This window comes from Nocardia sp. NBC_01327 (genome assembly GCF_035958815.1).
In the GTDB taxonomy this organism is placed as follows: Bacteria; Actinomycetota; Actinomycetes; order Mycobacteriales; family Mycobacteriaceae; genus Nocardia.
On record NZ_CP108383.1, the window covers coordinates 3498972 to 3521625 of the forward strand.

The 22654-nt window shown below is 67.2% G+C and carries 28 protein-coding genes and 1 tRNA gene; 10 read left to right on the forward strand and 19 right to left on the reverse strand.

Annotated elements, in window-relative coordinates:
* Positions 1-5: 5 nt before the first annotated feature.
* Both OG326_RS15525 and OG326_RS15530 read left to right on the forward strand, forming a co-directional pair.
* Entirely contained in the window at positions 6-968 is a 963-nt protein-coding gene (locus tag OG326_RS15525; RefSeq protein WP_327145339.1) for an esterase/lipase family protein, read from the forward strand.
* A complete protein-coding gene (locus OG326_RS15530; protein ID WP_327145340.1) occupies positions 965-2179 on the forward strand; it encodes a family 20 glycosylhydrolase in 1215 nt (404 codons plus the stop codon). Before OG326_RS15525 ends, OG326_RS15530 begins: the two co-directional genes overlap by 4 nt.
* Before the next feature lie 82 nt (positions 2180-2261).
* On the opposite strand, the gene OG326_RS15535 is transcribed toward OG326_RS15530, so the two are convergent.
* Entirely contained in the window at positions 2262-2879 is a 618-nt protein-coding gene (locus tag OG326_RS15535; protein WP_327145341.1) for a DUF4232 domain-containing protein, read from the reverse strand.
* Positions 2880-3083: 204 nt separating this feature from the next.
* On the opposite strand from OG326_RS15535, the gene OG326_RS15540 reads away from it, so the two are divergent.
* On the forward strand, positions 3084-3527 hold the full coding sequence (locus OG326_RS15540; RefSeq protein WP_327145342.1) for a hypothetical protein: 444 nt from the start codon (positions 3084-3086) through the stop codon (positions 3525-3527).
* 38 nt (positions 3528-3565) lie between these two features.
* Here OG326_RS15540 and OG326_RS15545 read toward each other — a convergent pair whose 3' ends face one another.
* The 5 genes from OG326_RS15545 to OG326_RS15565 all read right to left on the reverse strand — a co-directional run bounded on the left by OG326_RS15545 (position 3566) and on the right by OG326_RS15565 (position 6111).
* On the reverse strand, positions 3566-3790 hold the full coding sequence (locus OG326_RS15545; protein ID WP_327145343.1) for a hypothetical protein: 225 nt from the start codon (positions 3788-3790) through the stop codon (positions 3566-3568).
* A gap of 107 nt (positions 3791-3897) precedes the next feature.
* Positions 3898-4107, reverse strand: coding sequence for a hypothetical protein (locus tag OG326_RS15550; protein ID WP_327145344.1), 210 nt, complete (start codon positions 4105-4107; stop codon positions 3898-3900).
* 68 nt (positions 4108-4175) lie between these two features.
* Positions 4176-4394, reverse strand: coding sequence for a hypothetical protein (locus OG326_RS15555; RefSeq protein ID WP_327145345.1), 219 nt, complete (start codon positions 4392-4394; stop codon positions 4176-4178).
* 347 nt (positions 4395-4741) lie between these two features.
* Positions 4742-5344 carry a DUF4126 domain-containing protein gene (locus tag OG326_RS15560; RefSeq protein ID WP_327145346.1) on the reverse strand — a complete coding sequence of 201 codons (603 nt, stop codon included), beginning with the start codon at positions 5342-5344 and terminating at the stop codon, positions 4742-4744.
* Positions 5345-5418: 74 nt separating this feature from the next.
* The gene (locus tag OG326_RS15565) at positions 5419-6111 is read right to left on the reverse strand and encodes a hypothetical protein (protein WP_327145347.1); all 693 of its coding nucleotides are present in this window, start codon (positions 6109-6111) and stop codon (positions 5419-5421) included.
* Positions 6112-6383: 272 nt separating this feature from the next.
* Between OG326_RS15565 and OG326_RS15570 the strand changes: the two genes are divergently transcribed.
* Complete coding sequence (locus OG326_RS15570) at positions 6384-7397, forward strand: fused (3R)-hydroxyacyl-ACP dehydratase subunits HadA/HadB (protein ID WP_327145348.1); 1014 nt, start codon at positions 6384-6386, stop codon at positions 7395-7397.
* Between the two features lie 7 nt (positions 7398-7404).
* Here OG326_RS15570 and OG326_RS15575 read toward each other — a convergent pair whose 3' ends face one another.
* Complete coding sequence (locus tag OG326_RS15575) at positions 7405-7770, reverse strand: VOC family protein (RefSeq protein WP_327145349.1); 366 nt, start codon at positions 7768-7770, stop codon at positions 7405-7407.
* Positions 7771-7860: 90 nt separating this feature from the next.
* On the opposite strand from OG326_RS15575, the gene OG326_RS15580 reads away from it, so the two are divergent.
* Entirely contained in the window at positions 7861-8472 is a 612-nt protein-coding gene (locus OG326_RS15580; RefSeq protein ID WP_327145350.1) for a TenA family protein, read from the forward strand.
* A gap of 86 nt (positions 8473-8558) precedes the next feature.
* Complete coding sequence (locus OG326_RS15585; protein ID WP_327145351.1) at positions 8559-8681, forward strand: hypothetical protein; 123 nt, start codon at positions 8559-8561, stop codon at positions 8679-8681.
* Between the two features lie 13 nt (positions 8682-8694).
* Here the strand turns inward: OG326_RS15585 and OG326_RS15590 are convergent, their stop codons facing one another.
* Complete coding sequence (locus OG326_RS15590; protein ID WP_327146496.1) at positions 8695-9321, reverse strand: winged helix-turn-helix transcriptional regulator; 627 nt, start codon at positions 9319-9321, stop codon at positions 8695-8697.
* An 82-nt stretch (positions 9322-9403) separates the two neighbouring features.
* On the opposite strand from OG326_RS15590, the gene OG326_RS15595 reads away from it, so the two are divergent.
* Entirely contained in the window at positions 9404-10285 is an 882-nt protein-coding gene (locus OG326_RS15595; RefSeq protein WP_327145352.1) for an alpha/beta fold hydrolase, read from the forward strand.
* 425 nt (positions 10286-10710) lie between these two features.
* On the opposite strand, the gene OG326_RS15600 is transcribed toward OG326_RS15595, so the two are convergent.
* Together OG326_RS15600 and OG326_RS15605 are read right to left on the reverse strand one after the other, a co-directional pair.
* Positions 10711-11622 (reverse strand): hypothetical protein, encoded by a 912-nt coding sequence (locus OG326_RS15600; RefSeq protein WP_327145353.1) that lies wholly within the window; start codon positions 11620-11622, stop codon positions 10711-10713.
* Positions 11623-11763: 141 nt separating this feature from the next.
* Positions 11764-12600, reverse strand: coding sequence for an NAD(P)H-binding protein (locus tag OG326_RS15605; protein WP_327145354.1), 837 nt, complete (start codon positions 12598-12600; stop codon positions 11764-11766).
* Positions 12601-12701: 101 nt separating this feature from the next.
* Here OG326_RS15605 and OG326_RS15610 point away from each other — a divergent pair, with 101 nt between their 5' ends.
* Positions 12702-13367, forward strand: a complete 666-nt coding sequence (locus OG326_RS15610) for an epimerase (RefSeq protein WP_327145355.1) — start codon at positions 12702-12704, stop codon at positions 13365-13367.
* A 10-nt stretch (positions 13368-13377) separates the two neighbouring features.
* On the opposite strand, the gene OG326_RS15615 is transcribed toward OG326_RS15610, so the two are convergent.
* A complete protein-coding gene (locus OG326_RS15615) occupies positions 13378-13860 on the reverse strand; it encodes a VOC family protein (protein ID WP_327145356.1) in 483 nt (160 codons plus the stop codon).
* Positions 13861-14356: 496 nt separating this feature from the next.
* Between OG326_RS15615 and OG326_RS15620 the strand changes: the two genes are divergently transcribed.
* On the forward strand, positions 14357-14785 hold the full coding sequence (locus tag OG326_RS15620) for a GtrA family protein (RefSeq protein ID WP_327146497.1): 429 nt from the start codon (positions 14357-14359) through the stop codon (positions 14783-14785).
* Positions 14786-14883: 98 nt separating this feature from the next.
* Here OG326_RS15620 and OG326_RS15625 read toward each other — a convergent pair whose 3' ends face one another.
* The 8 genes from OG326_RS15625 to OG326_RS15660 all read right to left on the reverse strand — a co-directional run bounded on the left by OG326_RS15625 (position 14884) and on the right by OG326_RS15660 (position 21511).
* Positions 14884-15183 (reverse strand): hypothetical protein, encoded by a 300-nt coding sequence (locus OG326_RS15625; RefSeq protein ID WP_327146498.1) that lies wholly within the window; start codon positions 15181-15183, stop codon positions 14884-14886.
* Between the two features lie 187 nt (positions 15184-15370).
* Positions 15371-15442 (reverse strand) — tRNA-Gly (locus tag OG326_RS15630).
* Positions 15443-15552: 110 nt separating this feature from the next.
* A complete protein-coding gene (locus OG326_RS15635; protein WP_327145357.1) occupies positions 15553-16383 on the reverse strand; it encodes a hypothetical protein in 831 nt (276 codons plus the stop codon).
* Complete coding sequence (locus OG326_RS15640; protein WP_327145358.1) at positions 16380-18062, reverse strand: cutinase family protein; 1683 nt, start codon at positions 18060-18062, stop codon at positions 16380-16382. The genes OG326_RS15635 and OG326_RS15640 overlap by 4 nt, the downstream gene beginning before the upstream one ends.
* A 17-nt stretch (positions 18063-18079) precedes the next feature.
* A complete protein-coding gene (locus tag OG326_RS15645; RefSeq protein WP_327145359.1) occupies positions 18080-18709 on the reverse strand; it encodes a hypothetical protein in 630 nt (209 codons plus the stop codon).
* A complete protein-coding gene (locus tag OG326_RS15650; protein ID WP_327145360.1) occupies positions 18706-19566 on the reverse strand; it encodes a hypothetical protein in 861 nt (286 codons plus the stop codon). The genes OG326_RS15645 and OG326_RS15650 overlap by 4 nt, the downstream gene beginning before the upstream one ends.
* Positions 19567-19569: 3 nt before the next feature.
* Positions 19570-20391 (reverse strand): hypothetical protein, encoded by an 822-nt coding sequence (locus OG326_RS15655; RefSeq protein ID WP_327145361.1) that lies wholly within the window; start codon positions 20389-20391, stop codon positions 19570-19572.
* A 10-nt stretch (positions 20392-20401) separates the two neighbouring features.
* On the reverse strand, positions 20402-21511 hold the full coding sequence (locus OG326_RS15660; RefSeq protein ID WP_327145362.1) for a hypothetical protein: 1110 nt from the start codon (positions 21509-21511) through the stop codon (positions 20402-20404).
* Between the two features lie 331 nt (positions 21512-21842).
* Between OG326_RS15660 and OG326_RS15665 the strand changes: the two genes are divergently transcribed.
* On the forward strand, positions 21843-22481 hold the full coding sequence (locus tag OG326_RS15665) for a hypothetical protein (protein ID WP_327145363.1): 639 nt from the start codon (positions 21843-21845) through the stop codon (positions 22479-22481).
* Positions 22482-22654: the final 173 nt, after the last annotated feature.

A 22654-nucleotide genomic window follows, 5' to 3' on the forward strand; every position in this document is an offset into this window, starting at 1 on the left:
TCGACGTGAACACCACTCGGCAGCGCTTGGCGAAGGCGGGCATCATCGTCGGCGTAGTGGCCGGCCTCTGCACACCGCACGCACTGGCGGATTCCGCGAGTGTCGTCTCGGCGCCGACCTCGGGCGGCAGTGCGAGCGGCGCGGGGAAACCCGATGGCAGCGTGCCGCCGCAGGGTTCCGACGACTGGTCCTGCCATCCCGCCGCCGCGCACCGCGAGCCGGTGGTGCTCGTGCACGGCACCTGGGGCAACCAGAACGATTGGGACATTCTCGCCCCGCAATTGAAACTCCAGGGCTACTGCGTCTTCTCGCTCGATTACGGCCGAGACACCTCGAGTGTCATGGGTGCACGACCCGGCGTATACGCGACCGGTGACATCTCGGATTCGGCACACGAGCTGGAAACCTTCGTCGAACGAGTGCGCACTGCGACCGGGGCGGCGAAAGTCGATATCGTCGCCCACTCCCAAGGCGCACTGGTGGGACGCCAGTACCTGCGGTTCGACGGCGGCGCGCCACACGTCGAGAAATTCGTCTCGATCGCAGGCACCAATCACGGCACCACCATGAACGGCCTGGCCACCCTGCTCGACAACGGCAGTGCCACCGGATCCGCCGAGGGGATCGCCGCGCGCGTGGTCGGTCTGGGCGCGGTACAGCAACTGGCGGGCAGCGCCTTCGTCCAGGGGCTCAACGCGGGCGGCGACACCGAGCCCGGCATCGACTACACGGTCATCGCCAGTCGCGCGGACAAGGTTTCCACCCCGCCGGAAGCCACCTTCCTGACTGCGGGCCCAGACGCCCACGTCGACAACCTATGGGTCCAAGACCTCTGCCCCGCAGATGCTTTCGACCACGGCACCCTGCCGCAATCACCCACGGTCGGTTTCATGGTGCAGAAGGCGCTCGACCCCGGCTACTCCGGAGTGTCCTGCCCGGAGCAGGCCCCGCCGGCGGTGACCCGATGATCAGCCGCAGACAGGCACTCGGACTCGGTCTCGGGGCCGCTGCGGTTCCACTGCTGGGGCGTGCCGCCGCCGCTGTCGTACCCGCCGCATCGGGGCCGGTCGAGTGGTCGGTGGCGCGGCGCGGCGTGCTGGTGGACGTGGGGCGGAAGTACTTCACCATCGAATGGCTCCAGCGCTTGGTCCGATACGGTGCCGAGCTCGGCCTGAACGAACTGCACCTGCACTTCTCGGAGAACGAGTGCGTCCGGATCGCCAGCGAGCGGCATCCGGAGATCAATGACGGCCGGCAGTACTCGCGGGCGGAGATCGCCGGACTCATCGGATTCGCCGCGGATCTGGGGGTCGCGATTGTCCCCGAGTTCGACATGCCGGGACATATGGGCGCGGTGCTGCGTGCGCATCCAGAGTTCCAGCTGCCCAACCGATTCGGCAGCACGCTTCCTACCGCGCTCGATATCACCGCCGAGGGCGCGCTCCAGCTCGCCGAGAATCTGCTGGACGATTACGCGGAAGTCTTCCCCGAGTCGACGCACTGGAACTTGGGATTCGACGAATTCCTGGGCGCGGTGTCGATCGAGGGACTGTATTCGAACCTCGACGACCGGGCTCGGCAGCTGTACGGGCCTGCCGCCACTCAGCACGACCTCAGCACCGGCGTCGCCAACCGCCTCGCGCACCGCCTTCAGACTCATGGGTACATCGTCAGCGTGTGGAACGACGGCATGCTCCGAGGTCCGGTGGTGCAGCTGTCGCCGGACATTGTCGTGCACTACTGGACACACTCCTTGCCCGGACAGGTTCCGGTGCGCCAGTTCCTCGACGCCGGCCACGCGCTCGTGAACTTCAACGACCGCCAGCTCTACTACGTGCTCGGCAACTCCCTCGTCTACCCGCATCCGACGGCCGCGAGCATCCTCGACAGCGGTTGGGCGCCAGGACATTTCAGCCCGATGCTGCCGGTGTCAGCGCCGGGCCCGATTCCCCTCGAGCTGGCGGGTCCGCAGAACCTCGACGGCCCGCCCTATCCGGACCGACTCGCCGGCGCCGTCTTCTCGATCTGGTGCGACACCCCGTCGGCGCAGACCGAGGACGAGGTCTTCCGCGATATCGCAGAACCCCTGGCCGCCTTCGCCCTCCGGTGCCGCGATCCCCGATTCAGCGGGACCACGGCCGACGTCGCCGATGTCGCTCGTGCCGCGGCGCGACCGTAGCTTGGGCCACTGACAGGCGCGCGGTGAATTGGTCATCAATCCGAGATACGGTGTCGCCGAGCAACACTCGTGTGCTTGAAGGTCAGCTCCCTGTCGCGCCCGGTACGAGCGACGAGATCTCCAGCAGGTGGACGTCACTGTTGGCGCACGCACTGATCTGCGCGGGCAGGAAGATCGACTCTGTGTTGTCCGGCGGGTAGATCCGCAGGCCCGCGGCGGTGACAGGCTGGCACCTGTCGCCGTAGTTCCCGGCGTCGGTGATGCGCAGTAGCGCGGAGGCCTGCTCGTTGACACCGAGGGTGATGGTCGGCTTCGGCTTGTCTCGATCGGCGGGGGCTCCGATCGGATCGCCGGTATTGCCGGCGGCGAGCGAGACACCGGGGAATCCGGTCACGGTGCAGGGCTTCGAGCCGGTGTTCGTGAAGATGAGCGGGGTGTACGTGCTACCCGCTGTGCCGTCGGATCGGCCTTTGGACAGTGTCAGATCGGCGGTGCGGCAGAGTCCGAGGCCGGCGGGGGTGCTCGCGGAGGTGGTGGCGCTCGGGGTCGAGGCGCCGCCGTCGGTGGCGGTGGTGGTCGGCACGGTTCCGGGCGCGGTGACGGTCGACGGTCCGGCGCCGGTGGTGCCGGACCCGCATCCCGCCAGTGCCAGCGTGCCGACCGCGAGCAGTGCCGCGCCAGCGGTTTTCAGAGCTGTCATCAGTCCCCTCCATCTCTGATCGCAACCGGCACACCGTGATTCGGATCCGATAGGCAGTCAGCACCACGAATAGTGGTGTTATACCTGCCTATCGGACGATGGCCCGCGTGCGTAACACGGTGTCGGCGATCTCCCTCACCGATCCGCGCTGCGAGAGGTAGTGTCCAAGATCGGGTCGGGACCGAATTCCGAAGGGAGAAACGAATGAAAATGCGTGTCTTCGCAGGTATGGCCGTGGCAGCAGCAGCGATTTCGATGGTCGGTACGGGCACCGCGAATGCGGATGCGGTGAACCCGAACGACTATCTGATCGGTGACACCGTGTACTTCAATGTGGGTTACGCCCAGTGTTCTATCAAGCCGGATGGCACCGCGGGCTGTGACATCCAATCCGGTATCGCCAAGTGGCTGAACGTCATTCCGGTGACCGATCTCGTCATCGATGTGCCGTTCCTGCCCGCGCACCCGACGTTCGGCGTGTTCGGCCCGTACGGTCGCGGCGATGCCAACTCCCTCCCGAACACCGAGATCAGCTCGACCATCACCTATGCGGGCGCCACCTGCTACGGCGGCGGACGCGGCGCGATCGGGTGCAATTCGAAGGGGCACAGCTTCAGCTTCGGCTGGTCCGGCACCACGACCACCTAGGCCGGATTACCCAGCAAGCCTGAGCATTTGACCATCGGTCAGCCCGACGACTTTTCCGGCTCGCATGACGTCGGGTTGCCGATCGTCTCCCTCTCCTCCGCGGTCGCCTCCCGCAGGAAGCGCCACGGATTGCCCTCCGGCGCGGATTCCACATCGCCGGGGCAGTGATTCGCCTCCACCCGCCAGTGGTTCCGGTAGACGTTGCCGTCGAATATGACATCGAACGGGCCCCGCCCGCTCTGGCTACTCCAAGCTTCGACCATCTCTAAACCTCACCTCATTGTGCTGTGGCGTTGTGGAGAGCTTCGGCTCGAATCTACTCGTCGGCACTGGCGAATGTGCTGAACCCCAACGGGTCCTGTGTGGGCTTTTAGCCGCTGAGGCTGGGCAGAATGCCGTTCAATCCGCCACTGGGAGCGGTCGAATCGTCCGGTTCGTCACCGGGAGTGGGGGAGCTGTCCTGGTTGTGGTTCTGGTAGTAGAGCGGGCTGGCCGGATTGTTCGGATTCAGCGGACTGTTGGGATCCGTCGGGTTGGCGAGCAGGCAGCTGGTGTCGGTGAGATCGCACGGCTCGGTCACATTCGGCCCCGGCGCCGGCGGCGGAGTGACCGGATCGGGTGAGGAAGGAATATTGGGACCACCGGGGTTCACGGTGCCCGGCGAGCCTGCGCCGGCGCCCGCTCCCGTACCGCCCGCGCCTGTTCCAGCGCCAGTGCCCGCTCCTGCGCCGGCTCCCGCTCCCGCTCCTGTGCCAGCACCAGCTCCCGCGCCTGCACCAGCACCGGCTCCTGCGCCAGCCCCTGCTCCCGCACCGTCCCCGGCACCCGCGCCCGTTCCTGCACCAGCGCCAGCGCTGGTCCCTGCACCGGCACCTGCTCCCGTATCCGTTCCGGCTCCCGCGCCCGCATCGGTCCCTGCCCCCGCAGTCCCTCCGCCCCCTGTCCCCGGACTGTCGAGCGATGTCGACGGCTGCGTAGTGGATACCCCGCCACCCGGGTCGCCGGTGATCGCATCGGCGGCGGCAACGGCCGGCGCACCGGCGAGGGCGCCGGCCATCAATACCGCGGCGAGAAGGCGACTGGAGCGGGGAACGAGTGAAGTGGACACAGCTCTCCTACGACATCCGGGCCGCCGCGAGCCGGCGAACCCTCACCCTGAATCAACCAGGCGCGGGTGCGAAGAAGGTCAGACTTCGGTGCCAATCTGCTGTGAACTACGACGTCGGCTCCGGAGCTCGCCGTGCTCGCCTGCCGCGTAGCCACCGGGCGGCTCGAAATGCCAACCAGCCCAGCCCGATCAGCAGTATCAGCACCGCGATGAACGCCACCACCGGCACCACCAGCGCCAGGATCGTCAGCACCAGCGAGGTCCCGTCCTCGGCGCTCGATACCACCGGATTCCCCAGCCCCGCAGTGGTTCCCGTGACAAACGGCCGCGCCACCGACCTCCCCACGTGCACACTGCCCGCGGTGACAGCGCCGAGAACAGCGGCGACGGCAGGCGAGAGATGCGAGGACAGACTGCTTTCGGCCGTGAAAAGAATCGCCCCGGACGTCGGAGCCACCAGGGTCCCGATGGCGTGCAGCGCCGAATCCAATGCGGGAATCTTGTCTCCGACAAGGTCGAGCAGAAACACCAGGCCGATCCCGATCAACACCGGAGTCGACGACAGCCATCCGTACGAGCTGCCCAGATCGATCCATCCGGCCCGATCGGCGACTCCCACCACCAGCAGCGGCAACCAGGCATTGAGCCCCGCCGCGCCCGACAGCCCGAAGGCGCCGAGAATCGCGCCGACGGCCGATGTGATCTCCATGCCAAGAGTGTGACGCCACGGTCCGACATCGGCCGACATTTAGCCCGAGCCGAACCGCCCGAGCGTGGTGCCGATCAGGCCGGATCGGCGATGAGCTGCAAATACGCGGTATCGAGAGGAATGTCGACCGCGTACCACGCCGCGGGCCGATCGTCATCACGCGGGCACCAGGCGGTCGCGATACACAGCCGGGCCACTTCGGTACTGGCCAAACCGGGCAGATGCCACGCGATTCGCGCCGGATCCGCGTACCGCACACCGTATTCGGAGGCATCCTCGCCGGTCGGCAGCTGACGCGCCCAGCTGCTGGGCATCAGCCGCCCGTCCGCCGCCTGCAGGGCGAGCAGTTCCGAATCCGGCCCGCCGATCGACACCATGAAGTGCTCGTTCTCGACGCTCACGGCCGCAAGGCATTCGCCGGAGTCCTGCCCACCGAGGGCATCGCCGGGCAGATCGGTCATTTCGGCAGAGACGACCAGTCCCGATACCCGCGTTCGCGCCTGCACCTGCCAGATTCCGGCCCACACCGGAACCGGCGCACCGCCGTCCCACGCCGGAACCTCGATGCTCCCGATCAGCAGATCGACCGTCGCGGTGCGATGCTGCCACCGATGCAGATGTGACCCGTTCGGTAAGCACCACAACGTATTCGGCGCCGCGGGTAGCGCCTCCGATCCGAGCGTGAGGGAGAATCCGACAGTGCCGAGTGGCGTGTCGATCACCGCTGGGCGACTGTCTGCCTGGGCCAGATGGTCGGTGGGGAGCATCGACCCATCATGCAGGTCGGCCTTTTCGGGGAATCTGTGGGCCGCCGAAACCGCCGCGCTGCCACCACGAAACAGGTAGGTCGCGGTCGGCTGCATGGTGGGTTGCCCGGCTCCGTGATGTTTCGACGAACCGCACACCGCTCCGAGCCGAGATGGCCTCAGCCCGTTGGCTTTCGGATATTCCGTGCCGGCCGATCCGAACTGCGCGCGGCGGCAGGTGCGCTGTCCCTGTGGGAGAGTGGTTCCGCTCGAACGATGAAAGGGAAGCCTTGATGGAGACAGCATTCGACGTAGCCGGGCTGATCGGCTACCGCTATCGCGCCGACGACTACTACGAGGTCGGTCGCGAGAAGATCCGCGAATACGCGCGAGCTGTCCAGGCTTACCATCCGGCGCACTGGACCGAGTCCGCCGCGGGCGAATTCGGATACTCCGGGCTGGTCGCGCCGGCCACCTTCACCTCGATCGTGGCCATGCGGACCAATCGCGTGCTGTTCGAGGACGTCATGACCGGCTACGACACGTTCCTGCATACCGACCAGGTCTTCGAATTTCACCAGCCTGTCGTGGCCGGTGACCGACTGACCGTCGATGTCGAACTGTCCTCGGTTCGCCGAGTCGCGGGGCGGGACCTGCTCACCGTCACCAATACCTTCACCGATCTGTCCGGCCGGATTGTGCAGATCATGCACACCACACTCGTCGGCATCACCAGCGATGACGTCGATGCCGATATCAGCGATGCCATCGAGGGCGTGGTCATGAGCGGTGTGGACGTCGCGCCGTTGTCCCCGGCTCCGCACGCCGCAGACGCCGCACAGACCGCCCTCTCTTCGCAGGTATCGCGAACACGTGTGCCGCACACCGCAATCCGCTTCGACGACATCGCCGCCGGTGACGAGCTACCGCCCCGCACCGTCCAGCTGACGCGCGGCGACCTGGTGAACTACGCGGGTGTCGCCGGTGATGCGAATCCGATCCACTGGAACGAGGAGGTCGCCGCACTGGCTGGCCTGCCCGACGTCATTGCGCACGGCATGCTGACCATGGGCCTCGGCGCCGGTTTTGTCACCGACTGGCTCGGCGACCCCGGTGCCATCGTCCGATACACGGCCCGCCTGTCGAACTACACCGTTGTCGAAGCCGTCTCGGCCGGAGCCGTGGAGTTCAGCGGGCGAATCAAATCGCTCGACCCCGAAACCAGAACCGCCACGGTCGTCCTCATCGCAAAGTCCGCCGGCCGCAAGATCTTCGGCCTGGCCACCACGGAGATCCGCCTCGCATAGTCGCCGGTCAGTCGAGACAGAACTCGTTGCCCTCGATATCCTGCATCACCAGGCACGATTCATTGACTCCATCGGCACGCAGCAGCCGCACCCGTACCGCGCCGAGCGCAACCAATCGCGCGCATTCCTCCTCGAGCGCGGCCACGCGCTCGTCCCCCACGAGCCCGGTCCCGACCCGCACATCAAGATGCACCCGATTCTTGACGACCTTGCCTTCGGGCACCCGCTGAAAGTACAAGCGCGGCCCCACCCCCGAGGGATCGACGCCCGCCGACCCCCGATGTTCGTATCCCAGTACCTCGCACCAAAAGCGAGCGACGCGCTCAGGCTCCGCACAGTCGAAGGTGACTTGAATAGTTCTGACCGCTGCCATCGCTCCACCATAAAGGCGGGCCGAAGTCCGCATCGAAATCGACTGGCACACACCGCCCACGCACTCTGGAGAGTAGGAGAGACGTCTCGCATGAGCCTTTCAGCACATTTGGAGCAGCTCGGCCGCCCGCTGGTCGAGGAGCAGCTGGCGCACCCGACGGTGGCGGGGATCGCTGCGGGCAACCTCGCCGAGCCGGTGTTCCGCTCCTGGCTGGAACAGGACTACCTGTTCCTGCTCGACTACGTCCGTGTCTTCTCCCGCCTCGCCTGGCAGGCGCCCGCCGGCCACCTCGGCGACCTGGTCGACCTCGCACACGCCACTTACCACGACGAACTCTCGCTGCACCGCAGTCTGGCCGCGGAGTTCGGCGCCGACCTCGAGAGCGCCGTAAAAGGCGAACCGTGCACGAAATACACTGCGTTCCTGCTGGATTCGGCCGCGAACTACGCCGACGGCCTAGCCGCCCTCTACCCTTGTATGTGGGGCTACTCAACGCTCGGCGGCCTCCTCGCGGCGAACCCGCCCGCCGACCCGCGCTACCGGCGCTGGATCGACACCTACGCCGATCCCGGCTTCGCAGCGCTCACCGCCCGCTGTGCCCAGATGCTCGACGAGGTCGGCGGCGATAACGCGGAGGACCTGTTCCTGACCGGCATGCGCCATGAACTCGCATTCTGGGATGTGCCGTTCAGCCGCGAGTGAATCGATAGGTGATATCCGTAGACGGCCCGACCGCGACCGCGCCGTCCCGCGCGGGATTGAGCTGAATCGACCTTGGCCTGTGTGACGTGCTCGTCCTCGGGGAGGGCGACCACATCATCGCCCGCGGCAATCAGCAAACAAACCGCATGGTCAATGACGTTCTGCGGGTGGATGTTTCACCTGGCTACGCGCTGCTGCCGCCCGCCTGAACGAGCGGTTTCTTCAGGCGGCGAAGACGGTACGGACGATGGACTCGTCGCCCTCGATTTCGACCAGTCCGAGGGCGAGGGCGTCGCTGAGGGTGAGGGCGCCTGCGGCGAGGCCGAGGACGTAGCCGGGGTCGGTGCGGACGGTGGCGTCGAGGGCGCGGCCGTCACGGGGGCCGACATCGAAGCCGGAGCGCGTCGCGTGGAGCTGGAGGGATGAGTCGCCGATCTCGAGCCCGACCGTCGCCGAGAGGCGGACCTTGACCCGGGTGGCGAGCAGGGCGGGGACGGCGAGGGCGAGCCACTCGGGGCGGAAGGAGTCGCCGTCGGGGCCGCGCAGCATCAGGGGCGTGGACCAGCGGATCAGGCTCTCGATCGTCGGGCGTAGCTCGGCGCCCCATGGTGTGAGGGCGTATTCGACCACGCTGCCCTCGCCGGCTAGTCGCCGCTCGATCACATCCGAGGCCTCGAGGTCGCGGAGCCGGTCGGCGAGCATATTGGTCGCGATGCCGGGCAGGCCCTCGAACAGGTCACGGTAGCGGGCAGGGGCGATGAGGAGCTGGCGGACGATGAGAAGGTTCCACCGGTCGCCGACCACTTCGAGGGACCGGGCGAGCCCACAGTACTGGCCGTAGCTACGCATGGTTTCCTTCATTCTCTTGAGATTCTCAAGTGTGCGTGAGATCCTCAAGCTTACCTGGATACCCACTTCAGAGGGGTTCGCGATGGCTGATATCACCAAGAGCGTTCGGCCCGACTGGGTCGACGATGCCCTGTTCCCGTTCGAGAGTCGCTTCATCGATATCGAAGGGCACAGCGTGCACTACGTCGACGAGGGGTCGGGTCCCACACTGCTACTCCTGCATGGCAACCCGACCTGGTCGTTCCTCTGGCGCGATGTGATCAGCGCGCTGCGCGACGACTTCCGTTGCATCGCTGTGGATTACCCGGGCTTCGGGCTGTCGGCTGCGAAGCCCGGTTACCGTTTCCTGCCCGAGGAGCACGCAGAGGTGGTGACCGGATTTGTCGACGCGCTCGGCCTCGAGGGTGTCACTCTGATCGGGCAGGACTGGGGCGGCCTGATCGGCCTGGCGGTCGCGCAGCGGCGGCCGGATGTCTTCGATCGGTTGGTGCTCGCCAACACCTGGGCCTGGCCGGTCAACGGCGACATGCACTTCGAGGCGTTCTCGCGCATTGTCGGCGGACCCGCGATCCGCTTTCTGGTCCGGCGGTTCAATCTCCTTGTCGCCGCGTTCATCCCCATCGGCCACCGACGGCGGAAGCCGACCGCGGCCGAGATGACCCACTATCGCCGAGCGCTGGACACCCCCGGGCGACGCCAGGCCTGCGCCGTGCTCCCCGGCCGGATTCTCGCCAGCCGGGCCTTCTTCGCCGAGGTCGAAGCCAGCCTCGCCGACATCGCCCACCTGCCGACACTGATCGTCTGGGGTGACGCCGATTTCGCCTTCCGCCCCCAGGAGCGCGAGCGGCTGGAGGCGACGTTCCCCGACCACAAGACCGTGATCGTCGAGGGCGCCGGAATCTACGTGGAGTCCGACGCACCCGAGGAATTCGTCGCCGCGATCCGCGACTGGACAGCGACATAGCGGACCCACGGACTCGAATCGATACACCCCGCGTCTCGATACATCCCGCGTCCACGATCGCAGCGGACGCGGGACGGTCGGGTGTCACACGTCAGCGCCTTGCACAGCACCGATTCCGTTCGCACGCTGGCTGATTCAGCGTGCGGAACCCGAGGGGTTGTCGAGGGCGTCGATGACCGCGTGAATCCGCAGCTACGAGTGACCTTCGTGCCACGGTGTCCAGCGTCGGGGATGAGCCGCAGCCAGGTGCCTTCGCTGGGGTTGGCCGCATAACTTTTCGCCCCTGATCCGCACGATTGGCAGCACCTTTGGCGTCTGGAGCGCGTGGCCGTGCGGCCGGGATTGCCGTCGACCTCGACGATTACCTCCCCGCCATGTCGCCATCGGGGTTCCATCGGGTCCGCCGAGCGGCATGAAAGATCCGGTCAGAATGCTGACTGTGCCACTGCGAGTAGGTCGTTAGCGGGTTGGGTGAGCGGGCCGAGGACGCCGGGGGAGAGCGGGGACATCGATGCGATTGCGGTCCGAAGTGAGGTGACTGCTGACTTGGTGTCGGGACTGATCGCGGCGAAGGCCTCGGACACCGCCGCGACAGGCTGGAGTGTCAGCGGATCAGTCTGGGGCGCTTGGGTGTTCAGGAGAGGGACAGAAGCGCTGGCAGCGGCCGCGTTTGCCGGAACCGCGTTGGCCGGAACCGCGTCGGCCGGGACTGCGTCGGCCGAGACCGCGTTGGCCGGAGGCGCGTCGACGCCAGCGCCCAAGGCCCCACCGGCGGCTCCGCCGATGACGGCTCCGCCGACGAGGCCGACGATATCCACGGGAATGGCGACAGCCAGTCCGCCGAGCAGGCAGCCGGCCACACCGCCGACCGCCGCCCCGACCGGGGCGCCCGCACCGACGGTCGGGAGCGCGCCGATGACGCCACCGGCGACCGCGCCGACCGCCGCGCCGACTCCGCATCCCACGATCTCGAGCGGGAAGACGGCGACCTTCCCGATGACCGCGCCGAGGACTCCTCCTGTGACTGTGGAGGCATTGCGGCGGTCGGATTCATTGCTGGGGAAGCCGATACCGTTGAAGGCGGTGGTGATCTGCTGCTGCACGCCGTCCAAATAGCTCTGGGCCTGGTCGCGGAGTTGAGGGTCGATGCCCTCCGGAAGTTGTACGGACTCGGATACCGGCCGCGGGGAGCCGGAATCCGCTGCTGCCGGGAGTATTTCGGGGCGCGCGAGGTGGCCCGTGGGAACATCAGCGGAGTGCGCTGCGGCCGTGCCGGATCCGAACGCGAGAAGTGCGGGCACTGCGGTCAAGGCTGCGTAAGCGCGCAGGTTGGTCATCGGCGCATCCCTCGATCTGGCGAACCACCGTCGAGCCGCTCGGGAGCGGACCCGAACCTGCGGTGGCCACGCTGCCCGCCGATCTTACCCCGGACTCCTTACCCAACAGAATGATTCATCACGAACTGCGCCACCCTCGGCTCAGCGGAAGTCGTCGGCGTGGTCTCGGGCCCACTGCGCGAATGTCAGTGCGGGGCGGCCGATGACATCCTCGATAGTCGTGGAGATCTGCGGCGGTTCGTCCGCTGCTGCCTTCCACCCGCTGAGGAACGCCTCGGCGACAAACGGCGGCAGCGTCTTTTCCAGCTCCGCGCGCGCCTGGTCGACGGATGATTCCTCGACAGTGATGTCGCGGCCGATAGCCGCACCGATGTCCCGCACCTGCTGCCGCAGCGTGAGCGCCTCGGGTCCGTGCGCGAGATACGCTCTGCCTTCGTGACCCGGCTCGGTCAATGCGGCCAAAGCAATTGCCGCCAAGTCTTTTTCGTGGACAGGAGTCGTGCGCGCGTCAGGGTACGGCAGCCGAACGGTGCGCTCCCCGCGAATCGGCTCCTGCCACCACCGCACCGTATTGCTGGCGAACATACCGGGCCGAATGAACGTCCACGCCAACCTCGATGCCTCGAGCGCGGATTCGACCCGACTGTGTATCAGAGCGATCGGGTTGTCCGTGGCTGCCGTCGCGACCGCCGCGGACGAGAGCAGCACAACGTGTTGCACCCCAGCGGATTCGGCCGCCGCCACGAATCCGTCGATCCCCTCGGGCTTGGCGTAGAGGAATACGCGCTGCGCACCGTCGAGTGCGGCGGGCAGCGTCTCGGCGCGATCGAGGTCGGCGAATACCACATCGGCTCCCGCTGGAAGCGCCGCCGCATCGGGACTCCGGCTTGTCAGGCGAACCTGTGCGCCAACGGAATTCAGCCCCGCCGCCACATGGCGGCCGACGTTTCCACTGGCTCCGAACACGACTGTCAACATATCCGCAGCGTAGGCACGAAACTCTCCGAACCCAAGTGCCGCGTGGACGTCGGGCAGGTAGTTCCCCGCGATCCGCGCGCCGCTGAGGCAAGATGCCTGGCATGAAGGTAATCCTTTTCGGCGCGACCGGCATGATCGGACAGGGCGTGCTCAATGAGTGCCTGCGGGACGAGCGGGTGGAGCAGGTGCTCGCCGTCGGGCGCAGCTCGCTGGGGATCGACAATCCCAAGCTGCGCGAGCTGGTCCAGCCCGATCCGACCGATCTCTCCGCGATCGCCGGTGAGCTGCCGGAGTTCGATGCGTGCTTCTTCTGCCTCGGCGTCTCGTCGGTAGGCATGAAGGAGCAGGACTATCGCCGGATCACCTACGACCTGACCTTGAAGGTCGGTCGCACACTGGCGGCCGCGAACCCGAAGCTGGTATTCATCTACGTCTCCGGGCAGGGCACCGACAGCACCGAGCAGGGTCGCTCCATGTGGGGCCGGGTGAAGGGGAAGACCGAGAACGATCTACTCGCACTTCCCTTCCAGGCGTACATGTTCCGGCCCGGATTCGTGCAGCCGATGGACGGCGTCATCTCCAAGACCCCGCTGTATCGCGCCGCCTACGCGATCACCGGTCCGTTGATCCCGCTGTTCAAGCGCCTGGCGCCGAACGCGGTCAACGACAATCGGGAGATCGGCCGAGCCATGATCGCCGTCGCTGCCTCCGGGGCGGACGCGCGTGTGCTCAAGCCCCGAGAGATCAACGCGCGAGCCAAGTCCTAGCAGGGGAGAATCAGCCCGGCTGACTGCCCGGCAGGAAATAGACCACCTCCCACAGATGCCCGTCGGGGTCGCCGAAGTACCCGGCATAAATCCCCCACGGCCGCTCGAGCGGCGCCCGCACCACAGTGCCCCCGGCCTCGACAGCACGCTGAAGCGTGCTGTCCACCTCCTCGCGACTGTCCACGAAGTACCCCAGGCTCATCGGCGAACCGGCGACCCGTTCGACCGGAACACCGGCGTCCTGCGCCAAATCCTCCCGCGAGTACAGCGACAGAATGAGCCCACTGCCGAGGGTGAACATGGCGACCGCACCCCCGGGATTCTCCGCGTCACGGACGTACTCGGTGCCGATGATCCCGGCCGAACTCAACCCGAGCCCCTCCCGATAGAACCGCAGCGAGCGACCCACATCCCGCACGCCCAGCGTCACAGCCCCGATATTCACCGTCATGCCGACCTCCACCTCTTCCACCGCCGTGGTCAATCGACCCATCGAACCGGATATGCCCGGTACAGCGTGGCTTCCCGCGCCGACACAAGTCTTGAAGGAATCGGACACCCGTCACACTCGCGGGCCATGCGCAGCGGTCGCCAGCCACGCGGCGTCGGCTCAGACAGGTACTGAGCGTTCATCGGCCGCAGCGAGCGTGCGCTGAGATGGCCTGTCTGCTCGACTAGCGCACGGCACGTCCGCTGGTCCGCCCTCGCGCGCTGATGCGCGGCGACGCCCGACCAGGTGGCGAGACCTCCCGCTGCGTACCACCGTTCCCCGCCCGCGGTTCTCGACAGGCCCGGCCTACTCCAGCCGACCTTGCACCCCGGGTCAGACCCGCGCCAGCGCCGTGTCAGTTCGGCGTCAGCTCGGTGTAAGCCGCTCTGGCGACAGTAGTGACGTGAACAGCACAGCAATCGCAGCCCCCGGAATGGGGAACGCCTTCGGGGACAAGTCGATCCTCGCCGGAATCGACCTGACCATCGGTTCCGGCTCGATGCTGCGCGCGCAATGGCTCGCCCGCGTCTCGCGGTATCTGCGCGGCGATCACGCCTTCGCCCAGCTGATCCGCTTCGCCCTGGTCGGCGGCTCCAGCAATATCGCCTATGTCCTGCTGTTCATGGCCATGAACACGGTCGGCCCCATGGTCGCCAATATCGCGGGCTCGATCGTCAGCACGATGATCGCGAACGAACTGCACCGCCGGCTCACCTTCCACGCGGCCGGACGGGTCACCTGGTTCAGCGCACAGTGGGAGGGCGGCGCGCTGGCCATGGTCGGCCTGCTGATCAGCACGGCCGCGCTGGCCGGTCTCGAATTCTGGGCCCCGGGCCTGGGCGAGATGGCACAGGCGACCGCCATGATCGTCGTCATGGCGGTGGTCGGCGGCCTGCGCTTCCTGGCACTGCGCGGCTTCGTCTTCTGACCCGGCGTCGTCCGACGTGGTCGGCGCCGAGTCAGCATTCCGCGAAAGCTGTTCCAGCCGAGAACAGTTGGACAGCTCGAGCGGTGAGTGTCAGAAACTCAGCCGATGGCCGCGTTCATAATGGTGCCGGCACTGGTGGCGATAATGCCGCCGATCATGGCGCCCGCAACCATCTTCGGCGAGGCGAGCCCGCTGCCGGACCACTTCTCCCAGGCGAAGCGACCGCCCGCGTAGGTGATGCCCATAACGCCGGAGAGCAGCACGAACCAGGTGAAATACCGGACGAGCTTCATGAGCTTGTCGGCCACCGGCGGTGTCTCGGGCGTCGGATTGCTGATCTGAGCCAGCACGGGACTGCTCAGATGAACGAGCACAGTGTCGTGGAAGGCGCTGAGCATGGGAGTCACCCGCACAACGTTACCCCGAAAACCGGGCGACATGCGCGGGAATGTGCGTGAGATCTACTGCGCGGGAGGGACTTTCGTCTGGTATACGAGGAATCTTCGCGCCGGAGGCGAGTGCGGATCATCGAATTGATGCAGACAGAACTTGCGTCCCGGGAGAGACGAACTTTCGTTCGTATTGAGCGGATGACGAGATTCGAACTCGCGACCCTCACCTTGGCAAGGTGATGCGCTACCACTGCGCTACATCCGCTTGCGCGTCCTTCGGAGCCTTGCGGCGCTGTCCGGCGTGCGAGAAAAGACATTAGCCGACGCGCTGCCCAACCACCAAACCGCCCCCTTTCCGTGCTCCGAACCGCGGTCCTACCGCGGTGTGGTGTTCTCCGGCAGCGGCACGATCGACGACACGAGCGTGCGATCCCCGGTGGTGGATGTGAGCACCAATTGCGGTGGCCAGACCTTGCGCGAGCTGTCCGGATGCGTCTCGCTGACCACCATGATCTGCTGCCCGGCGAACGGCCCGGGCATGATCTGCACGCAGTAGGTGGTCCCGGCCGGAATCGAGTCGATGCCCGCCTGGATATCGGCCACCGAGGGCGCGGTGGCATCGGGAGCGAACATCTCGTGCACCCGTTGGCCATTGCGTTCCACATAGTAGCGATTCTGCAGCGCCAGGATGACATCGGGTGCGGTGCGGGTACTGCCGGGACCGTTGCCGCGGATGGTGGTGCCGTTCATCTCGTTCGGGCACAGCGCGGGATTGTCGGCTGCCGCGGGCGCGGTCGCCGATGAGGTGGTCGTCACCGGGGGAGCGGCGAGGGTCGGCATCGGCCGTTTGTCGTCGGCCGGACTCACCTTGGCGATCTGCACCGCCACGGCGGCGGTCACCACGAGCACCGCCAGCACCCCCAATAGTGGTACCGCCCAAGCGGGATACGCTCTCGGCCGCGGTTTGGACGGCAGCATCGCGCGCCGATGCCGGGCCCCCAGATGCGGCCGCAAGCCGGGTTCGTAACCCTCCGGCTCGTCCTCGTCGTAGTAGTCGTCGTACCCCGAATCCTCCTCGTACCGGGCAGGTTCCGGTGCGGGCGCGCTGGCGATCCAGTCCGCCCAATTGCCGGTGTGCTCGTCCTCGTCCTCGGCCGGCCCCAGCGGTCCGTCGGTGCGTCCGGTCGAGGTGTCGTAGGTGGTCATGGCGTCCCCTGCGGTGAGAGGTTCGGAATGAGTGGAGCGGCACTGGTCGGAACGACCGAGCTGATCAGTGGCGCATCACCACTGGTGGTCGGCGCACCGGAATCGCCTCCGCCGAGCGGGAATTGGCCCCCGTTCGGCGCCGTGGTGGCGACCGTGCTGGACGGCGCGAAATCGAATCCGGAACTGGGCTTGTCACTGCCGCCGCGCGGTGTGGCCCCGGGCGCCGCCACACCGGAGAGATCATGCGCCAGCGCCGCGAACCAGGTCCCCACGAATTGTGTTGGACTGTCGCCGAATCCGCCGCCCTGCGCATGCGTGTAGTCATGCTTGGCCGCGGTGTTCCAGTACCGCACCCAGGTGGTGACGTCCAGCAGATCCTTGTTGTCGGTGACGTTCTGCACCAGCGCGGTGAACGCCGACGTGGTCAGATTGCTGATGGTGGTCGGCGGCACCAGATCGGCCACCGCCCCGACCAGCTTGGTGCCGAGCACCGCGAGTCCGGCAATGGGATTGGCCAGTCCGGCGGCCGCGATCTCGGCGATATTGGTCGCGGTGAGCACGCTCTTCGCCACGGCCACCACGGAATTGAAGGCAATGGTGCCGACCTTGACCAGCGCCTGCATGGCGCCGGGCAGATCCACCGCATTATTCGGATCGGAGGCCTCGGCGATCCGCTGCGACAGCGACTTCTGCGGCTGGATCGACAGATCGGTGAGCGAGGTCCCGGAGATATCGTTGTTCACCACATTGGTGACGGTCTTGATGGACGTGTAGGCCAGCGCCTCGGCAATGGATTTCAGCGAGGCGATCGGATCGCCGCCCGAAATCTCCACCTGCCCGGCGATATTGGCCACCGCCCGCAGCAGCGGCGCATTGGCCGGTGCGTCACAGGCGAGATCCCCGTCGGCACAGAAGCTCGCGACCCGCCCGCTGAGACTGCCGAAATTGGCCGTGCCCGCACCCGTGCCGCCATCGGTCCCGAGCGTGCTGGAAATCGTGCTGATGGAGCTGTTGCTGATCGCGGTCCCCATCCCCGATCCGGCGGGGGGCTGATCGGACTGCGGCGGCGGCGGAAGTTTCGCCACCGCTTCACCATTGGTGCCCGGTGCGGCATCGGGCTGCTTCTGCCCCGGTTTGCCGGGGAACATCGCCGCCCCGGCGGCGCGCGTGGGATCCCCGAACAGCGCGACCGCGGCGATCCGATCGGCCGTCACCACGCCCGTGCCCCCGGCGACCTCCTGCGCGAACAGCGAGGCCACATGCGCGCCTTGCGAATACCCGGCGATAGCCAGCCGGGTATTGGGGCAGCGATCGGCGACCTGTTTCGCCATGGACCGCAAGGTGCTCAGACCGTCGCCGATGGACTTCGAGTACGTCGTCTTATCGGTGGACACCGCCCCGCCGAACGATGCCTCGTAGGGCACATACGCCCGGTCGACCAGTCCGGCATCGCTGGCCTCGGACATCATGGGCCGGAACACCGTCGAGAGCATCCCGGTATCGGTGGTGACGGCCGCATCGGGTGAGGATTCACCCGTGCCCTGGATGCCGAGCGCGTACAGCGCCGGACAGGTGTCGATGGCCAGGCTGGTATCGGGTGGGCCCGCGTCGGCCACACTGAGGGTCGCTGCCGTGAACAGGCAGACGCTCGTAGTGATGAGCAGCAGTTTCCGGACCACGCCGCACCTCGTTCAGATCATGGACTCGGGTTCTGCGCGCCTGGGTGCGCGCGGGCGGTGATCCGCGCGGCGGCCGTACGGGCCGACGTGAGGATCTGCTCGGCCAGCAGCCGAACCGGTTGTGGCGGTGTGCGCGTGGGGTCGCCGTCGTCCAGCGGGGAGCTGTTGACATCGGGTATCCACGCGGCCATATCGTGCGGTTCGAGGGCGCGCCACTGTTCCAGCCAGCCCAGCCGCCAGGTCTGCGCACCGAGCTCGTGCGCGAGGTTCTCGGCGTCGTGCCGGCGTTCGTCGGCGGGAATGGGCAGCGGCCGTGCGGAATCGGCGACGGTGATGATGCCGACGACTTCGCTGCCCGCCGGCGTCGCCTGCTGCTCGTGCGAGACCAGCGCCCGGTGCAGCGTGTTCAGCCCGTGCATATGGGTGCGCGCCACCAGGACCACCAGCGGCGAATCCATATCCGCGCCGATGCCGATACGCGCGGGCCAGCGCTGCCCGGCATCACCGGCCCAGCTCAGGCTGGCGGCCAGACTGCTCACGCCCGCACCGCCGTGCGCGCCGACCAGCCACAGCAGCGGCGGCCGGTCGGGCCGATTCGGCACGGCGCGATGCCACATCGGCACCGGCGGCAGGCTGAGAGTGGTCATCGCAACTCCCCGAGGAGCGCGAGATAGGCGTCGCGGGTCTCGGCCGCGAGCCGGTGCCACGAGATGAGCCCGCCCCCGGCGAGGTGAATATCGAAGGGCACCAGCATGACCGCGCGCACCCATGAGCCGAGATGGGCGCTGACATGCTCGAGAATTGCCGCGCCGGAGTCCGGCACCTGTTCGGTCAGCACGATCACCGCATCGCCGACGACGAATTCGCTGAAGTGCTCGTCCAGCCAGCTCAGCGAGGGTTGCAGCCGATTGATCGCATCCGGCCGCGCGGCGACGGTGATCACCAGTCCCACGCGCGGATCCGACAGCAGGGGAGCGGCGAGCCGGCTGGTCACCGGTGCGCCCGCATCGAAAACGGCCAGCAGCCCGGCGGTTTCGAGGTGCCGCGCGACCGATACCAGAGTCTCCCGGCGCGGCAGCGGATCCGGGCTGCGGCTGAGCACCCGCACCCCCGTGGTGGTCTGACCTGAGCACGCGCCGACGGTGGAGGGCAGTTCGGGATGTTCGGCGGAGAGCCAGTTCTGGACGGTGCTCACCGCCGGCATGGCATCACAGCCGCGCAGCCCGAGATCACCGCCGCCGAGCGTGGCGTCCACCGCTACCGGCCAGATCTCACCCTCACCGTCCACGGCCGCCGCGGCGGCCAATCCCAGTGTGGTGGTCGACGATCCGGCGGATCCGGACCCGCCCAGCACCAGCACCGACGGCAGCACGGCGCGCACCAGGCGGCCCTGACCGCCGTGCAGCGGGACCGGATCGGTCGGTGATCCGGTGGGGGTGCGCGGTTCGGGTTCCGGTGCGGGCGGCTGGGTCACGCGCCGGATGAGATCGTCGATATCGACCATCGCTCACCCGCCTGACGAGATGATCGAGCTGATCAGCACCCGGCCGTCGCCGCCGGTCGTGGTGGTGAAGGTCTGCTGCCAGGTGTTCTTGGTGCCGTCCGGGCGGCGCTCGTCGATATTCACATCCCAGTGATCGGCGGGCAGCCGGGAGATGGTGACGCAGTGCTGGGTTCCGGCCGGGACGGCCGAAATCGCGTCCCGGGTGGCCTGTTCCGGCGCGACCTTGGCGTCCGGGGTGAGCAGGCTGCGCACGGCGGCGGCATCACGCAGCACGTACCAGGCGTATTCCAGATGCATGATGACGCCCGGCGCGGTGTTGAGATTGCCTGAGCTGGAACCACTCACCCGATCGGCGGATTCCACGGCCTGGCACCACGCGCCCGGCCCGCCGGGCTGGCTCGGATTCGCCACCGCCGGAACCAGTGTCGGCGAGGGTCCGGCCTGCGGCGCGGAATCGTCTCCGGGCGCGACCTTCACCCAGACGATCCCCGCGATCACGGCGAGCACCGCCGCCACGATGGCGGCCAGCGCCGCACGCTCGCGCACCTCGCGCCGCCGCCGCGTCTGCGCCGCGCGTTCCCGCGCCGCCAGCACCAGCGGAGCCATCGGATCATCCGACAGCAGATCGGCTTCCGCGGAGGTGATCCGTCGGATGCGGGTGGTGGCCTCGCTATCGGGCGAGTGGTCCTCATCGAGCCACTGCGCCCAGGCGGGAGCGGGATCGGGCTCGTCCGCTCGATGGCGGCCCGGATTGGTCGGCGGCAACGCGGGCATAGCGGGGCGTTGCGCCGTGAGGTCTTCCTGTTCGATCACGGCGTCACCCATGTCTTTTCCGTCAGGCACCTGGAGCTGGCGCTAGCGCCGCCAGGAAGGTTTCGGGGGTTAGTGGAGGCATCTGGGCGACCGCGGAGCGCAGCGAATCGACGGCGGTGCCGACCTGCTGATTGACCTGATCGACCGTTTGATTGACCTGTTTGACCGTCTGGTCCACCACGGTGTTGACCTGCTGGACAACCGGTGCGACCGCCTCGGCGATGGGTTGCGGCGCAACGATCGGGGCGACGGCGGGAATGACCGGCGCGGGAGCGGGGGCCGAAACCGGAGCTGCCACAGGCTGATCGATCAGAGGCGCGGGAGCGGGTGGTGCGGGCTGGTTCGCATTGCCATTGCCCAGCGCGCCACCGGCGAGTGCGGCGAGTGCGCCACCGCCGATCACGAATGGCCCGCTTGCGACCGCGCCGAGGCCGCCGCCGATGACGCAACCCGCGATGCCACCGACAATCGCGCCAGCAGGGGCCCCGACACCGGCTGTAGGAACGCCGCCGATCAGTCCACCGGCCACAGCTCCGACTACTGCGCCGACTCCGCAACCGACCGGGACCAACGCCGCAGGCGCGACAACGCCGACCGCGCCCGCCCCGAGCAGTGCGCCGATGGAGCTGGTGGCGGCCATGCGATCCGAGTCCTGGGTGGAGAAACCCAAGTGGTCGTAACCGGCGGCAATCTGCCATTCCGCGTAATCGAGGTAGGACTGTGCCTTGTCCCGCGTCTTCTCATCGACGAAATCGGGCAGCTCGACCGTGGAGGTGCCCACCCGCAGTTTGTGCGGGTCTACCGGAATCACCGCCGGTGCATCCTCGGCAGGTGCTTGCGGCTGAACGGATTCGGGTTGTGGCGACGCCTCCGGCTGCACCAGCGTATTGGCCGGCGGCTGGGTCTGCTGTTTAGGACGCGGCCGGGCGGGCGGGGCAGGGGGATCCGGAATGAAATCCGCAGGGCTGGGTGCAGTCGCAGCGGGAGGCTGCGGGGTGGTGCTCAATCCCGGCTGGCCTTCGCCGGGTACTGCCAGACCCGGCTGTCCGGGTGAGGCCGAAGCGACTCCCTGGCTGGCCACCAGCATTATCGGCAATACCGATAATGCGAGCGAAGTGCGTCTGGAATTCATTGCCCATTCCCCTCATCAGAACGGTCGGCAGCGGGGCGACCCGCCCGAAACCCCCTACCGACCAGCGCTTTCCGCGCTTCCGGCCGCATGAACCGCAGCTGACCCATGACGAAACCCCACCACCGTGCGATGATCATGTTGCTGAATCGATCGTACCCGTAACCGTGCCGCTCACAACCTGATACGGGACAGTCGGGACGAATTCTTGTATAAATCAGTCGGAACGAATTCTGCTGTTGTGCACAGACGCACCGTAAGATCACTTCCGCCCCGCAAGAACCGTGTGCCGCACTATCTCTCGTGCGTCCGCCGGTTCTCGGAAGGAAGCTCCATGCGTCTCCATGCAGCACACTTTTCGCTATCGCTGCTCACTCTCGTGGCAGCCCTGACTCTCACCGCGTGCGGCGGCGGCCTCACCTCCTCTCCCTCGACGACGACCATTGCGCCCCCCGATCCGGCGCGCCCACCCGTCGATATCCATTGGGAGGCATACCAGGGCTTCCAGTTACCGATCGGCGCACACGACGGACCCACCAGGCAGAGCCCCGCCGCCTCCGGCTACTCGCATACTCCGCAGGGCGCGGCCCTCGCCGCCATCAATCAGAACGTTCGTCTCACCCTGGCCCCCGACGGCGCGTGGCCGGACATCGCATCCGAATCCCTCATGCCCGGCCCCGCCAAGGACTCCTGGGTCCTGGCCCGCGCCCAGATCTCCATCACCGCCCCCGCGAATCCCGCCGCCACCGCTCACATCGCCGGATACAAAATCAACACCTACACCGCAGCCCGCACCGACCTCACCGTCTACAGCACCCTCTCCGACAACAGCATCCTGGCCACCCTCCTGACCGTCGTCTGGTCCGCCGACGACTGGCGCTTCCAACTCCCCGACCTCAACTCCAAAACCAACAGAAACCAATCCCCGGCAGCCTTTCCCACCGACATGGTGAAACTGGAAGCCCCGAAGTAGCTGTCAGCCCCAGACAGGCAATGGGCCCGATCGCCGCCCCCGATTCCAACCCGGGTCCGGCCCCGTCAATCTGTCTCTGCGCTGCACAGTATGTGGGGGGTGTCCGGCGGAATGGTCGCCGCACCCGAGCCCGCGACCTTCAGTTCATCGACAGGCCGGATCCGGCGATACAC

Bases quoted from the DNA above. Each gene is read 5' to 3' on its own strand.
- OG326_RS15560 (WP_327145346.1), bottom strand. From the start codon at position 5,344: ATGGAGATCACATCGGCCGTCGGCGCGATTCTCGGCGCCTTCGGGCTG.
- OG326_RS15575 (WP_327145349.1), bottom strand. From the start codon at position 7,770: ATGGCAGCGGTCAGAACTATTCAAGTCACCTTCGACTGTGCGGAGCCT.
- OG326_RS15565 (WP_327145347.1), bottom strand. From the start codon at position 6,111: ATGCTCCCCACCGACCATCTGGCCCAGGCAGACAGTCGCCCAGCGGTG.
- OG326_RS15595 (WP_327145352.1), top strand. From the start codon at position 9,404: ATGGCTGATATCACCAAGAGCGTTCGGCCCGACTGGGTCGACGATGCC.
- OG326_RS15535 (WP_327145341.1), bottom strand. From the start codon at position 2,879: ATGACAGCTCTGAAAACCGCTGGCGCGGCACTGCTCGCGGTCGGCACG.
- OG326_RS15635 (WP_327145357.1), bottom strand. From the start codon at position 16,383: ATGACCACCTACGACACCTCGACCGGACGCACCGACGGACCGCTGGGG.
- OG326_RS15625 (WP_327146498.1), bottom strand. From the start codon at position 15,183: ATGCTCAGCGCCTTCCACGACACTGTGCTCGTTCATCTGAGCAGTCCC.
- OG326_RS15660 (WP_327145362.1), bottom strand. From the start codon at position 21,511: ATGAATTCCAGACGCACTTCGCTCGCATTATCGGTATTGCCGATAATG.
- OG326_RS15530 (WP_327145340.1), top strand. From the start codon at position 965: ATGATCAGCCGCAGACAGGCACTCGGACTCGGTCTCGGGGCCGCTGCG.
- OG326_RS15605 (WP_327145354.1), bottom strand. From the start codon at position 12,600: ATGTTGACAGTCGTGTTCGGAGCCAGTGGAAACGTCGGCCGCCATGTG.
- OG326_RS15665 (WP_327145363.1), top strand. From the start codon at position 21,843: ATGCGTCTCCATGCAGCACACTTTTCGCTATCGCTGCTCACTCTCGTG.
- OG326_RS15540 (WP_327145342.1), top strand. From the start codon at position 3,084: ATGAAAATGCGTGTCTTCGCAGGTATGGCCGTGGCAGCAGCAGCGATT.
- OG326_RS15580 (WP_327145350.1), top strand. From the start codon at position 7,861: ATGAGCCTTTCAGCACATTTGGAGCAGCTCGGCCGCCCGCTGGTCGAG.
- OG326_RS15545 (WP_327145343.1), bottom strand. From the start codon at position 3,790: ATGGTCGAAGCTTGGAGTAGCCAGAGCGGGCGGGGCCCGTTCGATGTC.
- OG326_RS15655 (WP_327145361.1), bottom strand. From the start codon at position 20,391: ATGGGTGACGCCGTGATCGAACAGGAAGACCTCACGGCGCAACGCCCC.
- OG326_RS15590 (WP_327146496.1), bottom strand. From the start codon at position 9,321: ATGCGTAGCTACGGCCAGTACTGTGGGCTCGCCCGGTCCCTCGAAGTG.
- OG326_RS15615 (WP_327145356.1), bottom strand. From the start codon at position 13,860: ATGGGTCGATTGACCACGGCGGTGGAAGAGGTGGAGGTCGGCATGACG.
- OG326_RS15570 (WP_327145348.1), top strand. From the start codon at position 6,384: ATGGAGACAGCATTCGACGTAGCCGGGCTGATCGGCTACCGCTATCGC.
- OG326_RS15600 (WP_327145353.1), bottom strand. From the start codon at position 11,622: ATGACCAACCTGCGCGCTTACGCAGCCTTGACCGCAGTGCCCGCACTT.
- OG326_RS15610 (WP_327145355.1), top strand. From the start codon at position 12,702: ATGAAGGTAATCCTTTTCGGCGCGACCGGCATGATCGGACAGGGCGTG.
- OG326_RS15620 (WP_327146497.1), top strand. From the start codon at position 14,357: ATGCTGCGCGCGCAATGGCTCGCCCGCGTCTCGCGGTATCTGCGCGGC.
- OG326_RS15645 (WP_327145359.1), bottom strand. From the start codon at position 18,709: ATGACCACTCTCAGCCTGCCGCCGGTGCCGATGTGGCATCGCGCCGTG.
- OG326_RS15650 (WP_327145360.1), bottom strand. From the start codon at position 19,566: ATGGTCGATATCGACGATCTCATCCGGCGCGTGACCCAGCCGCCCGCA.